The sequence below is a fragment of the Trichormus variabilis 0441 genome, assembly GCF_009856605.1.
GTDB lineage: Bacteria > Cyanobacteriota > Cyanobacteriia > Cyanobacteriales > Nostocaceae > Trichormus > Trichormus variabilis.
In genome coordinates, this window is sequence record NZ_CP047243.1 from 175,526 (window position 1) to 188,826 (window position 13,301).

Here is a 13,301-nt window from a genome sequence, read left to right on the forward strand (position 1 = left end):
TTTACTCATGGGAATGCAAAAGCATTTTTTAATTGTCCTGGTTTCGCTGCTGTTGGGGTCAGTTTTTGGTTGTGAGGGAAAGGTTGTATCACCCAATGTCACAACATCTATTAGTACAGAATATACACCTGTAACTATCAATAATTGTGGCTTGAATATCACTTATAAACAACCTCCCAAACGAGCTGTAACCATGACTCAATCTGCTACTGAAGTGATGCTGGCTCTAGGGTTAGAAAAACAGATGGTGGGTACAGCTTATTTAGATAATCCGATTTTACCAGAGTATGAACAAGCATATAGAAAAATTCCTGTTTTGGCTGCAAAGTATCCCTCGCGGGAAGTGTTTTTAGGTGTTGAACCTGATTTTGTGTTTACTACTGAAGATAGTGCATTTGATAATCAAACCCTTGGCGCACGTACAGAGTTATTAAAGTTAGGAATTAATTCTTATTTATTACCTATCGAATGTGAAAAACCTGAACTCAGACCAGATAGGGTGACGATGGATAATCTCTATCAGGAAATATTAGATATTGGGCGGATATTTGGGGTGGAAGCACGGGCGCAAACGCTGATTAAAGAATTGCGATCGCAATTACAAATCACTAAAGCCAAGCTAGGTAAAATCACTACTAAAAAGCGGATATTCTGGTATGATTCCGAAAATCCTCCACTGACTGTCTCTAACTGGGGAATGCCCAATCATATTATTGAATTGGCGGGTGGGGAAAACATTTTTAAAGATATTCAAAAAAAACAAGCTTGGGTAACAGTTAATTGGGAAGATGTAATTAACCGTCAACCTGATGTAATTGTGTTGATTGATGCTAGTTGGTCATCGGCCCAAGAAAAGCGACGTTTACTAAAATCTAATCCTGCTTATGCCAAACTCAAAGCAGTGCAGGAAGATAAATTTATTATCCTGGGTTTTAGTTATACAATGCCAGGAATTCGTAATGTTGAGGGGGTGAGGAAGTTAGCCGAGGCTTTGTATCCAGAGAAGTTTAAACAGTGAGGATAATGGAGGGTGGAAATTTAACCGCAAAGGTACGCAGAGAAATTATCACTCTTGTTGTTGGACAAGCACCAAATGTAATTTTTTAACCAAAAGAATGAAACTAAGGAGATTTCAAAAAACACGCTATCAACTATTAATAATTAGCTTAATTATTATACTTATTATCTCCATTACGTTAGCTGTGATGATTGGGCCAGTACCAATCCCGCCTTTAAGAGTCTGGCAAATAGCACTTGCCCAATTATTCCCCAATTTAACAGGAGATTGGACACCTGCACAGGTGCAAATTGTGTGGTTAATTCGCTTCCCGCGTGTGCTGTTGGCTTTTTTTGTCGGTGCTGGACTGTCGGTGGTGGGTGTGACAATGCAGGCTTTGGTGCGAAATTCCCTGGCTGATCCTTATATCCTTGGCGTTTCCTCTGGTGCGTCGGTGGGGGCTGTGTTGGTTATTTTGTTTGGGGTTTTCGCTTCACTGGGGATATATGCGGTATCTGTGGGGGCGTTTCTGGGGGCGATGTTGTCGTTTGTCGTGGTTTTTTTGTTGGCGCAGCGTCAGGGAAGGATTTCTTCGACTCGGTTAATTTTAGCTGGTGTGGCGATATCTTACTTATTCTCTGCCGTTACCAGTTTTTTGACGTTGAAAGCTGGTAGTGGTGATGCGGCGCGGCGAGTATTATTTTGGTTATTGGGGGGACTGTCGGGGACAAAGTGGGCTGATTTGATTTTACCGATGGGATCTCTGGGAATCGGGATGGTGTACTTATTATTGCAGAGGCGATCGCTCAATGCTTTACTCATCGGTGAAGAAACAGCAATGACTTTGGGAACAGATAGCGATCGCTTCCGTAAGCAGTTATTTTTGGTAACATCACTCTTAACTGGGGTGATGGTGGCTGTAAGTGGGGCGATTGGTTTTGTGGGTTTAATGATACCTCATAGCGTCCGCTTACTCGTTGGTTCAGATCATCGCCGCGTCCTACCTGTAAGCCTGTTACTAGGGGGAATTTTCCTGATTTTGGCAGATGTATTAGCACGCATGATTATTGCCCCAGAGGAATTACCTATCGGTATTATTACGGCACTTTTCGGTACTCCCTTTTTCATTTGGTTGATGCAGCTTTCTCCAAAAATATTAGGAGGGGGACGATGAGACTGGTAGTTGAGAATTTGTCTTGTCGTATTGAGAAAACGCCGATTTTGCGGGATATTAATCTGGAAGTCGCATCCGGTGAGTTTGTCGGGTTAATTGGCCCTAATGGAAGTGGGAAATCTAGCCTATTGCGCTGTATTTACCGCGTTCTTAAGCCAGATACAGGACGAATTACTCTCAATGGACAAGATATTTGGCGGTTGAGTCCCCGTGAGATGGCGCAACAGACAGCAGTGGTTTTACAGGAGACACCAACGGAATTTGATTTTACGGTCGAGGAAATGGTGTGGATGGGTAGAAATCCCCATCAAGGAATGTTTGAGCGAGAAACAGCTAAAGACCGCGATATCGTCAGGGAAGCACTATCTCAGGTGGGAATGCTGGAGTTTTGTGAGCGTTCCTTTGTTTCCCTTTCTGGCGGTGAGAAGCAACGGGTATTGGTAGCACGAGCCTTAGCACAACAGGCGGGTTTTTTGATTCTCGATGAGCCGACTAATCACCTTGACATTCGCTATCAGTTGGAACTTTTGGAGTTGGTGAAGGGGTTGGGTGTGACTACAATAGCAGCGTTACATGATTTGAATTTGGCTGCTAGTTATTGCGATCGCATTTACGTGGTGGACAAAGGAACAATCAAGTCTGCGGGAGTGCCGAAAGAATTGCTCCAACCTGCTTTAATACAAGAGGTGTTCGGTGTGGGGTCAAAAGTGGAACATGATCCCAGCATTGATAAGTTACGTATTAGCTTCTTCCTAGATAGGGGAATTGAGAGCAGATGATAAATGTCAAACCTTGGGGCTTTTCTCGTCTGTTTTTTTGTCTTTATCGACACGAAACAGAGAATCACTAGAAGTATTCATAACTGCATCATATCGCTGGCGATCTGCTGAAAGCAGCAGCGCTTCCGCAGAGCGGACGCTTACGCGAACGCTATCGCCCAAATCTTGATTCCAGTTATCAAGTAGAGAACGAGCTGCTGCTGGTATTACATAACGCAGTGATTTTCCTGTTTTCTTATTCTTAATTACAACAACCCCTGAAGTTGACCCAACGGAGATTGAAGGTTCTCGAACTGCGATCGCTGATGAACATCGCTCATTCTTAGAAAAAGTCATGGTTAAAGCCGGATTTGCAGATTTGTATGATGCAAGAGACTTTACCGAAGCGGTGTTCCGCGTGATGCGCGACTTAATGACGACCGAAGCCAGCGATGTCTAGCGACAAGCCGCTTCTCTACGAGAGGCTACGCCAACGCCAACGCGTCTACGCGTAGAGGCAGAATTGCATACAGAGGCTGTACTTACTGATGAGAAAGCACTCCAGTTCGAGGTAGCCGATCTTTGGAAAGATACCAATCCAATAGTAGGATTTTTGACGCTACGCGAACACATATACGGTATCTTCGACTATTTTTAGTACGGTTAACCGTTTTTTTGAATATGTCAAGTGCTTGCAAAAAATATTTACATAGTGTTATATTTAGTTATATAAACCAGCAAAAGAAAAAAGACATGACTAGCAAAGGCTTCACTATGAACGAACTCGGTCAACTCAACAACTTTGCAATTGAACCAAAGGTTTATGTAGATCAAACCCCAAGAGCAGGTTTTACAGAGTACGCCGAAAAACTCAATGGGCGTTTGGCCATGATTGGTTTTGTCTCACTCATAGCTGTAGAAGTTGTCACAGGACACGGCTTGATTGGATGGCTGACAAGCTTGTAAATAATTTCGACTATTCAAAAATTTCATTCAATTAACGCATAAAATATTAATCCAGGAGAGTTATGAGAACTGATTTTGATTTCCCTAAACAAGATTTAATTGGCCCCGTTGTTTTTCGACCTGATTTCACCAACTTTGAGAAAATCAATTCCAACCAAGCTTGGTCATTATTTTTCACCGCAGGTCAAGATGACAAAGCACTTGGACAAGAAATTGAATTAGGCAAGTTTTTCACTAACCTTTTAATTGCTGTAGGAGTCACAGGAATCCTTTGGGGAACTTTCTTCAGTAATTTGGGATAAGCAATTGTGTAAGCGTGTTCAATTGAATAAATTCACTTGAAGTCTTGGCTATAGCAACCAAGACTTCTTTTAGTATTTGGGTATGTCTGGCGATTAGCCTTCATTCTTATACTAAATTGGGAAAGGAAGTATTAATTGAATAACTGAGGTCGAATTTGGCAAATCCAATCAAACCCAACCTTGCCATGAACAATTTGAGGGTGAGACATTAACCATTGACAACGAGAAATTAACACAGTTTCTAGTTCATCGAGAGTAGAAAACATCTGATTAGCAACAGCTTCACGTAGAAGCGACCAAACACACTCAGTCGGTTGGAGTTGAGGTGTATAAGCAGGCAGAGGAAACAGAATGATACCAGCTGGCAACATTAATTGTTTACTGGTATGCCAACCAGCTTGATCAACAAGCAAAACAATGATTTTGTGATGATGAGGATTGACTTCAGCGGCAAAAGCATCTAAAGCCATTTGCATGACAGCAATGTTGACTCTGGGTAAAATCAAGAAAAAACTCTCGCCAGTAGCTGGATGGACAAATCCATAAGTATAAAGCCATTGGTAACGAGTGCGATGCACAGCATTGGGACGATGACCTACTGGTGTCCAAACTCGACGGACGATGGGTTTGAGGCCTAATCGAGCTTCATCTTCTGCCCAAACTTCAACTGATTTGTGCGGATGGAGGAAACGTAACAATCGCACAAACTCCGTTAACTCAGTTTTAAACATCTGTCTTTGAACAAAAGTTGCCGCCTCAGTATGCAGAGGTCGTGGTTGTTGCAGACTAAATCCTAGCCTTTTGAGGTAATCCCAAGCTGTAGTGACATGGAGTGTAATTCCAAACTGTACTCGGATCAATTCCCCTACTTTTGGCGCACTCCATAACCCCCCATCTTCTGGTGGTGAAGCTAACCTTTGGCGCAACCACTGTTGTTGCTCGTTTGTGAGTGCAAGTTTTTTTCCTCCTGGTTTCAGTTTCTGTTGATTGATGATTCCGTTTGCTCCTAGCTTGTTGTATCGCCGCACGATTTTTCTCACCCAGTCCCCTGAGAATCCCACAATCTCTGCTACCTTTTGCGCTGACAACTGTGGTTGTTGATTGAGCAATTTAATCACTAACCATCGGGTTTTCTCTTGTGCATCTTCACATCGGCGATAACTTTGTTCTATTTCTTCTGTTGATAGATGCTCTGTTAGTTTTATCCTGGGACGTACCATTTTTCTAGCCTTTTTCCCTCTGCTTCAAATGATACTACCTTTCCCTATTCAGTATTAGTTATGCGATCGCCCTAGCTTTTGCTGATTTTGGTACAGTGGGGATTACTTTACGTTTTAAGTAGCGGCTGAATTTCAGCATCATTGCTGTGGTACTATTTTCTCAATAGCAACTCGGTTCTGGTGGGGGTCAGCCATCAGAGGTAACGGGGAAAGTCCGGTGTGAATCCGGCGCTGTCCCGCAGCTGTAATGGGGCTTATGCCTCAAAGTCAGAATGCCCGCCGAAAGTACAACACATTCTTATCTGCGAGGTACAGATGAATAACGCAATCAATACTCTGCCCATTAAAGAGGATAACTGTCTCATAGCGTCATATATACGCCACACACTACTTTCTATGAGACTGTAGATATTTCCATACAGATATCAATACTTACACGGAAAGTTATAGATACAAACTGGAAAACACAGTTGTATTTTATCTTTCGCTTTGCATATTTACTTTACCCAAGCTAGAGGTAACTTTACGCCTACCTGCACCAAACGCTTAACAGCGAATGCGTCTAAGCTTCCTCGTTGCGTTAGCTTCTCTTTTATAGACGCTACCACGAACCCACAGTGTAGGAGTACAGCAACGCCTAGCGGTAAATGCGTAAGGCTAATTCATGCTATCAATCAGCAACGCCTGAAAATCAATGAGCAAAAAACAACATACTTTATTTGTCTGCACGACCTGTGCCAGTGTGTGGCAAGATGGCAAGCGAGTTGGTGAAAGTGGTGGACAGCAGCTATTGCAACAACTCCAAGCACTTGCACAAAATTGGGAATTGCAACATAAATTCTCCATTCAAGGAGTTGAATGTATGAGTGCTTGCAACCATGCTTGTACTATCGCCTTTACAGGAGAAGGGAAATTAACCTATCTTTTCGGCAATTTAGCAGTTGATGATAGTCCATCTGCAATACTGCAATGTGCAACTCAATACTACGTCAACCCTGATGGTTTACTACCTTGGTCAGAACGTCCAGAACGTTTAAAAACAGGAATTTTAGCAAAAATCCCACCCCTAAATAAGTGGGCAAAATTAACCGTGGATTGCTGTTAATTAATTACCAGTAGTACATCAAGTTCGTAGTAAAGCCTTTAGTCCTTACTACGAACCTTTGAAACAAGCTTGTAAGTTACACCATTTACATAATAATAATAATCATTATCAAAATATTGCAGGTTTCCTACTGGCTGAAAGTTTTTTACCAAAAAAGCTCAAATCTTTGCTGACAATCAATTTTTAGTTATACAGGTGGCTTAAATTACCAATGCGTACTCAGTTTATTGCCAGATGGGGAACTCAACTTATCGTTTCTAGTTTGACTATCACCGCAGGGATGCTGTGGAAAAGTTCCAGCATTATAGCCACAGAAGTTCTACAAATTTCCGAGTTTCCACAAGAGGAAGGTTCCGCCAAAGACTTACAACCAGTTGCAGAAGTAACATCTCAAAATACAACAGAAACCGAACCCGACATTGAACTGACAGTTATTGACAAACTGTTAAATGAACCTGTATTTTCCCCTTTTCGCCGCGAGGGAACAGTCAAAGATTCCACCCGTCCGGTGTATGTCATTACCGGCGAAGAAATGGAAGCGCAAGGTGCAAGAACCGTCAGAGAAGCACTGCGATTTCTTCCTGGTATTTTAGGTGACGGTACAGTTGGGACAGAAGTAAATGCTTTAAGTGGTCAATTTATTCGCGGTTCTAACACCGGACAAGTCTTAATCTTATTAGATGGTAGACCAATTAATAATTTAGGTGGTGGTGGTTTCGACCTGTCAGAATTTACCACTAATAATATTGAAAGAGTTGAAGTCTTACCAGGAGGTGGTTCAACTCTTTATGGTTCAGATGCAATAGGTGGGGTAATTAATATTGTTACCCGTCGTCCTACAGAGCAAATTACCACAGAAACTAAAGTTAATTTTGGTTCCTATGGATTGAACCAACAAAGTATTCAAAATAGTGGAAAATCAGGTGATATTTCTTGGGTAGTTGGATATAACCGGACTCAAGCACAAAATAATTATCGCTTTCGTATTCCTGAAGCTAACTTTGAGGGAACGAGAAGAAATAATGACGCACTCTTTAATAACTTTAACGTCAAACTAGAGGCAAATTTAGGTAAACGCAACACCTTAACCCTCTCCACTCTATATTTAGGTAAAGAACAGGGAGTACCTGGAGGTGTACCCATTCCTTTCCCCCAATTTGGACAGGGATTTTTTAACTCTCTCACCGAGAATAACCGCAAATACACAGACCAAGTTCTTACTGATTTAACCTGGAATTCTCAATTAGGAAGCGGAGATGATTCACTCTTAACAGCGAGAGTTTACGCTGATTTTCTCAACACTCGTTTTGATAATCGTAGTGGTGCAATCACATCTCAAAATCGCTTTGATACCAAACAGGATTCCTATGGTATTCAAGTTACCCATAATTGGAATGTTGCGAAGAATCAGACCTTAGTTTATGGCTTTGACTATCGTAATACTAATGTACGTAACACCACATTTAATTATGGGACAAACATCACCAGAGAAAATTATGATGATGCTATAGGACAAGGTGCAATTTTCGGTAAGTATGAAGTTAACTTTTCTCCTAGTTTTAGTATGAATTTAGGAGTGCGGCAAGATTTTAGTAGTTTGGTCAATGGTTCGTTTACTTCACCATCTGTAGGAGCAAAATTCGCACTTTCAGATGCAACTACAATCAGAGCCAACTATATCAGAAATTTCCGTGCGCCGACGATCGCCAATTTATTTAATACTAATCCTACTAATATTGGTAATCCTGACCTCAAGCCAGAACAAGGAGATAGTTTTGATGTGGGGATTGACCAAAAGTTAGGGAATATTGGTTTGTTGAGATTGACATTTTTTAGTAACAGGGTTTCAGATACAATTGCCTTCAAAAGCTTAATTCCGCCTGTAAATGGTAATACAGGTACTTGGGAAAACATCGGGTTAGTACAAACTACGGGAATTGAAGCTTCGTTAAATTTACAACTAGCAAGGAATGTTTATGCTTTTGTTAATTATACAGCGAATAATCCGCGTATTTTAGAAAGTGCTAATCCGGCGGAGATTGATAAGGAATTAAGGTTTGCGGGTGCGGATAAATTAAATTTGGGTGTCTCCTATGAAAATCCTCAAGGTTGGTATTTTGGTGTGTTGATGAATTCTTTAAATGGGTATCCCACTAATAATATTAATACGGAGTTTCTTTCGGGGTATACGACTTTTGATTTGAAGATGCGTATGCCTATTAGTGATAGTTTAACTTTAACTGGGAGTTTGGATAATTTGTTCGATCAGCGTTATCAGTTGTTTCCTGGTTATCCTGATGGGGGGAGGGTTTTTCAGGTTGGGTTGAGTTCTCGGTTCTAAAGAGTTTTTTTCACGGAGAGGCGCAGAGGAGAGTTAGAAATGAGTGAGTTTAATTGTTGGGTGACACCAGTTAATGAGGTGTTTAAAGAAGATTTAGCTACGGGGGGTTTTATTGAGTATGAATATTTTGATTGTGGGAGTGATGTTTTAGCATCGTTAGTTTATACTTTGTTTGAACAAAATTGGCAGCAGGTTGGGATTGCTCATATTGTTCAAGGTAGTGTTTTAGAATTAGAATTTAATGCACCACCAAAGCTTTGTATTCTCTATGATGGATATTTGACGGTGGCTACTGAGGGGTGGCATTTACATTTATGTATTGATACTAATTTTGGTGGCCCTTTGTGTAAAACTCCTGTGGAAGTGAGGAAGCAACGTTTAGTTTCTCGTGCGGCTTTTTATCGGCGGTTTAATTTAGAAGGAAATCCCAGAAGTTGGGGGATTCAGTTTTGGAATGGTGCGAATGAACAATTGATGACGATTTTATTACCTAATCCTTTGGTAGATGGAGAAAATTTATTACCGGAGGGTAAACCGAATCTAGATAAGTTAGCTCTTTATCAAGATTTGCGAGATATTTATGTATTAGGTAAAAAAACCATACCATTTAGCAAAAATCCTCTCAAACATGCCTATATTTCCGTTTGTACCTCTACACGCTGTCTACCTTCTCGCAAATGGCAACCTACATTTGATGCTTTAAAATCAGCAGTAGAAAATGCAGGTTTAGACATTGAAGTTAGAACCTCTGGCTGTTTAGAAGTTTGTCAACTCGGCCCAGTTGTTTTTTATTCCAATGATAGAACTTGGTACACTCGCGTTAACCCCAACGTTGCCGAAAATATCGTCAACGAACACCTCATTAAAGGTAACAAAATCACCGAAAACCTCTACCCACCCCAAACCCCATAATCTCCTCTAACTCTCTGTGCCTCTGTCTTGAAAAGTTCAGATGCCTGCGGCGGGCTACGCCAACGGAGGAAACCTCCGCTCCGACTTTTCGGTGCGTCTCTGCGTGAGATAAAAATGATAAAACTCCCCCACCAAAAACCAATCATTTTCCTCTGTCAACTATGCCTCATAGCCACCCTGATCATCGCCTGTCATCAAACCACAATTCACACATCAACTAACACCTGTACCCCCAAGTATAACCCTAACCAAGATTACTTTCCCAATAAAATCAAAATCACCCACGCCAGAGGTTTGGCGGTAGAATATCACAAACATTACAAAGTAGTCACCATCAAAAATCCTTGGCAAAATGCTAAAACTCAGTTTCAATATGTTCTAGTCCAATGCGGAACACCCACACCCCAAGGATTTAAGCAGGCGCAAGTAATTACAGTTCCTATTAACTCTATAGTTTCTTTATCAACTACACATTTACCCCACTTAGCTAAATTAGATGTAGTTGATAAATTAATTGGAGTGAGTAATATTAAACAAGTCAATACGCCTGAAGTTATTGAGAGAATTAAAACCGGAAATATTACCCAAGTCGGCAATAATTCCAATGTAGATATCGAAAAATTATTAGCCTTAAATCCCGACTTAGTAACAACCTTCGGCACAGGGAATTCTCAAACTGACAGTTATAGCAAACTCACAGAAGCTGGTTTAAAGGTGGGGATAAATGCTGAGTATATGGAAGATACACCATTGGGGAGAAGTGAATGGTTAAAATTTACGGCTTTGTTTTTTAATCAAGAAGCCAAAGCAGAAAAGATATTTAGTGAAATTGCTCAAAAATATACACAAATAGCTGCAAAAGCTCAATCTGTGAAATACCGTCCGAGTGTATTTGTTGGTTTTAACTTTAAAGGTACTTGGTTTATGCCGGCTGGTAATAGTTATGTTGCTAAATATCTGGCTGATGCTGGAGGAAATTATTTGTGGAGTGATGATAAATCTAATGGTAGTTTACCTCTTTCTTTTGAAGTGGTTTTAGAACGTGCAGCTAATGCTGATTATTGGTTGAATTTTAGCCAAGGTTGGCAAAATGTCAAGGATTTAATAACAGAAGATAATCGTTATGCTGATTTTCAAGCTGTGAAAACAGGCAATCTTTATAATAACAATGCGCGGGTGAATGCGAATGGTGGTAATGATTACTGGGAAGGGGGAATTAGTAACCCTGATATTGTGCTTGCAGATTTAATTAAAATCCTGCATCCAGAAATATTACCGAATCATCAATTGTTTTATTATCGTAAATTTAATAAATAATGTTATTTAAATATCTGCCGTCTAACCTATTAATACTCTTTAAATCTACCTCTATCAAAACTTTAGCATTCTTACTTTTAAGTATTGGGTTGGTTGTTGCATTTTTACTGGATTTAGCTTTAGGTTCTGTCTCTATCCCTATTCAGGAAGTGATCAATATTTTACTGGGACAAGAACCAGAAAAAGCGACTTGGGCAAATATTATTCTGAAATTTAGACTTCCGAAAGCTGTGACTGCAACTTTAGCTGGCGCAGCTTTGGGTGTGAGTGGTTTGCAAATGCAAACTTTGTTTAAAAATCCCTTAGCGGGGCCTTTTGTGTTAGGAATTAGTTCTGGTGCAAGTTTGGGTGTGGCTTTGGTGGTGTTAACTGCAAGTGTGGCTACACCAAATTTATTAAATGATTTAGGAATCATTACTGATTTTGGGTTGGTGATAGCTGCTAGTCTTGGTGCGGCTGCGGTTTTGGGTTTGATGTTAGTGGTGGCGCGTCGAGTACAAGAGACGATGACGCTGTTAATTTTGGGTTTATTGTTTGGTTACGCTACGAGTGCAATTGTGAGTATTTTATTGCAATTTAGCTCTAGAGAACGGATTCAAAGTTATATTATGTGGACTTTTGGTAGCTTCGCTGGGGTGACTTGGAAACAGTTAATTGTGTTAATTCCGGTGATAGTTTGCAGTTTATTGGTGGCGGTGTTGCAATCGAAATCTTTAAATGCGCTGTTGTTGGGGGAAGCTTACGCGCGGAGTTTGGGTTTGACGGTGGAGAAAGCTAGGTTTTCTATTATTGGTAGTGCTTCTATTTTAGCAGGTGGCATTACGGCTTTTTGCGGGCCGATCGCATTTTTGGGTGTGGCTATTCCTCATCTGTGTCGCAGTCTATTTATGAGTTCTGATCATCGGATTTTAATCCCTGGTGTGATGATTATGGGGGGAATCTTGGCTTTGGTGGCTGATTTATTTTCTCAACTTGCGGTGAGTCAGATGGTTTTACCTTTAAATGCAATTACGGCTTTGATTGGAACTCCTGTGGTTACTTGGGTGATTTTAAGGCGTAGTTCTGGTAAGTCTTTTTAAACGCAGAGGTAGGCGCGGAGGGACGCGGAGAGTTTTTTTGAGGTGGGGTTGATGATTTTGAGGACTCAGGATTTATGTATTGGTTATAAGTCGGGGAAGGGGTTGCGGTGTGTGGCGAGGGATATTTCTGTGTGTCTGGAAGCTGGGGAATTGGTGTGTTTACTTGGCCCTAATGGTGCGGGTAAGTCTACCTTACTGCGATCGCTCGCCGGAATGCAACCACCTCTAGCGGGTCAGGTGCGGCTTTTGGGTGATGATATCTATAAGTTAGCACCGCAGGATTTAGCCAAGCGGTTGAGTTTGGTGCTGACGGAAAGGGTGGATGTGGGTATGTTATCGGCTTATACTCTGGTGAGTTTGGGACGACATCCTTATACTGACTGGTGGGGAAAATTAACGCCTGAAGATGAGGCTATAGTACATTGGGCAATAAAATCTGTAGGTGCATTAAATTTAGCTGCGCGTCAAGTTAGCGAACTCAGTGATGGTGAACGTCAAAAAATTATGATTGCACGTGCTTTAGCACAGTCGCCGATGGTGATGTTGCTAGATGAACCGACGGCATTTTTAGATTTACCACGGCGGGTGGAAATTATGCAACTGTTACGCCAGTTAGCACGAGAAAATCAGCAAGCGATTTTACTTTCTACCCATGATTTAGATTTAGCTTTGCGTCTAGCTGACCAAGTTTGGTTATTAACATCTGAGGGAATTTTACACATTGGCGCACCAGAAGATTTGGTATTAAGTGGTGCTTTTGCTGATACTTTCCGCAGTGAAGGTGTAGAGTTTAATATTTTTTCTGGTGAGTTTCATTTACATACACACCAAAAAGGCAATATTAATTTTATCGGTGAGGGTATCGCTGCGGTGTGGACGATGCGTGCTTTGAAACGTGCAGGATTTCAAGTCTTTCAAAGTGAAAATAATTTACCAATTTCAATAGAAGTAATATCAAATTCAAGAAAATTGATGTGGAAAATTACCAACAGCCAGACCGTAAATATTTATAATTCACTGTACGATGTAATTAAATATATAAATTTATTATAGTAGTTGCTACTAGTATAAATATACTTTCATCTGCAATCAAGTAGCGTGTGGAAGAATTGAGCGTTGCGTAGCTTGCT

13 protein-coding genes, 1 pseudogene and 1 riboswitch are annotated in these 13,301 nt (G+C 40.9%); of the genes and pseudogenes, 12 read left to right on the plus strand and 2 right to left on the minus strand.

The window, feature by feature from the left end; translation table 11 throughout:
• Window positions 1-13 precede the first annotated feature (13 nt).
• The 3 genes from GSQ19_RS27195 to GSQ19_RS27205 all read left to right on the plus strand — a co-directional run bounded on the left by GSQ19_RS27195 (window position 14) and on the right by GSQ19_RS27205 (window position 2,950).
• The gene (locus GSQ19_RS27195) at window positions 14-1,018 is read left to right on the plus strand and encodes an ABC transporter substrate-binding protein (protein ID WP_041457344.1); all 1,005 of its coding nucleotides are present in this window, start codon (window positions 14-16) and stop codon (window positions 1,016-1,018) included.
• A 97-nt stretch (window positions 1,019-1,115) separates the two neighbouring features.
• The gene (locus GSQ19_RS27200; protein ID WP_011316447.1) at window positions 1,116-2,171 is read left to right on the plus strand and encodes a FecCD family ABC transporter permease; all 1,056 of its coding nucleotides are present in this window, start codon (window positions 1,116-1,118) and stop codon (window positions 2,169-2,171) included.
• A complete protein-coding gene (locus tag GSQ19_RS27205) occupies window positions 2,168-2,950 on the plus strand; it encodes an ABC transporter ATP-binding protein (protein WP_011316448.1) in 783 nt (260 codons plus the stop codon). Before GSQ19_RS27200 ends, GSQ19_RS27205 begins: the two co-directional genes overlap by 4 nt.
• Window positions 2,951-2,956: 6 nt before the next feature.
• On the opposite strand, the gene GSQ19_RS27210 is transcribed toward GSQ19_RS27205, so the two are convergent.
• Window positions 2,957-3,286, minus strand: coding sequence for a hypothetical protein (locus tag GSQ19_RS27210; protein ID WP_011316449.1), 330 nt, complete (start codon window positions 3,284-3,286; stop codon window positions 2,957-2,959).
• Between GSQ19_RS27210 and GSQ19_RS27215 the strand changes: the two are divergent.
• From GSQ19_RS27215 to GSQ19_RS27225, 3 genes and pseudogenes are all read left to right on the plus strand, one after another.
• Window positions 3,285-3,548, plus strand: a pseudogene (locus tag GSQ19_RS27215) (hypothetical protein); the annotation flags it as partial. The gene GSQ19_RS27210 and the pseudogene GSQ19_RS27215 overlap by 2 nt on opposite strands.
• 134 nt (window positions 3,549-3,682) lie before the next feature.
• Window positions 3,683-3,895 (plus strand): chlorophyll a/b-binding protein, encoded by a 213-nt coding sequence (locus GSQ19_RS27220; RefSeq protein WP_026101665.1) that lies wholly within the window; start codon window positions 3,683-3,685, stop codon window positions 3,893-3,895.
• Window positions 3,896-3,957: 62 nt separating this feature from the next.
• Entirely contained in the window at window positions 3,958-4,197 is a 240-nt protein-coding gene (locus GSQ19_RS27225) for a hypothetical protein (RefSeq protein WP_011316451.1), read from the plus strand.
• 131 nt (window positions 4,198-4,328) lie between these two features.
• On the opposite strand, the gene GSQ19_RS27230 is transcribed toward GSQ19_RS27225, so the two are convergent.
• Window positions 4,329-5,417 carry an IS630-like element ISAva6 family transposase gene (locus GSQ19_RS27230; RefSeq protein WP_011316452.1) on the minus strand — a complete coding sequence of 363 codons (1,089 nt, stop codon included), beginning with the start codon at window positions 5,415-5,417 and terminating at the stop codon, window positions 4,329-4,331.
• A 155-nt stretch (window positions 5,418-5,572) separates the two neighbouring features.
• A riboswitch (cobalamin riboswitch) is annotated at window positions 5,573-5,715 on the plus strand.
• A 396-nt stretch (window positions 5,716-6,111) separates the two neighbouring features.
• Here GSQ19_RS27230 and GSQ19_RS27235 point away from each other — a divergent pair.
• The 6 genes from GSQ19_RS27235 (at window position 6,112) to GSQ19_RS27260 (ending at window position 13,224) form a co-directional block, all read left to right on the plus strand.
• Complete coding sequence (locus tag GSQ19_RS27235; RefSeq protein WP_011316453.1) at window positions 6,112-6,522, plus strand: DUF1636 family protein; 411 nt, start codon at window positions 6,112-6,114, stop codon at window positions 6,520-6,522.
• 211 nt (window positions 6,523-6,733) lie between these two features.
• The gene (locus GSQ19_RS27240; protein ID WP_011316454.1) at window positions 6,734-8,863 is read left to right on the plus strand and encodes a TonB-dependent receptor plug domain-containing protein; all 2,130 of its coding nucleotides are present in this window, start codon (window positions 6,734-6,736) and stop codon (window positions 8,861-8,863) included.
• Window positions 8,864-8,902: 39 nt separating this feature from the next.
• Window positions 8,903-9,775, plus strand: a complete 873-nt coding sequence (locus GSQ19_RS27245) for a (2Fe-2S) ferredoxin domain-containing protein (protein WP_011316455.1) — start codon at window positions 8,903-8,905, stop codon at window positions 9,773-9,775.
• 114 nt (window positions 9,776-9,889) lie between these two features.
• Window positions 9,890-11,092 carry an ABC transporter substrate-binding protein gene (locus tag GSQ19_RS27250; RefSeq protein WP_011316456.1) on the plus strand — a complete coding sequence of 401 codons (1,203 nt, stop codon included), beginning with the start codon at window positions 9,890-9,892 and terminating at the stop codon, window positions 11,090-11,092.
• A complete protein-coding gene (locus GSQ19_RS27255; RefSeq protein WP_011316457.1) occupies window positions 11,092-12,171 on the plus strand; it encodes an iron ABC transporter permease in 1,080 nt (359 codons plus the stop codon). Before GSQ19_RS27250 ends, GSQ19_RS27255 begins: the two co-directional genes overlap by 1 nt.
• Before the next feature lie 51 nt (window positions 12,172-12,222).
• Window positions 12,223-13,224, plus strand: coding sequence for an ABC transporter ATP-binding protein (locus tag GSQ19_RS27260; RefSeq protein WP_011316458.1), 1,002 nt, complete (start codon window positions 12,223-12,225; stop codon window positions 13,222-13,224).
• Window positions 13,225-13,301: the final 77 nt, after the last annotated feature.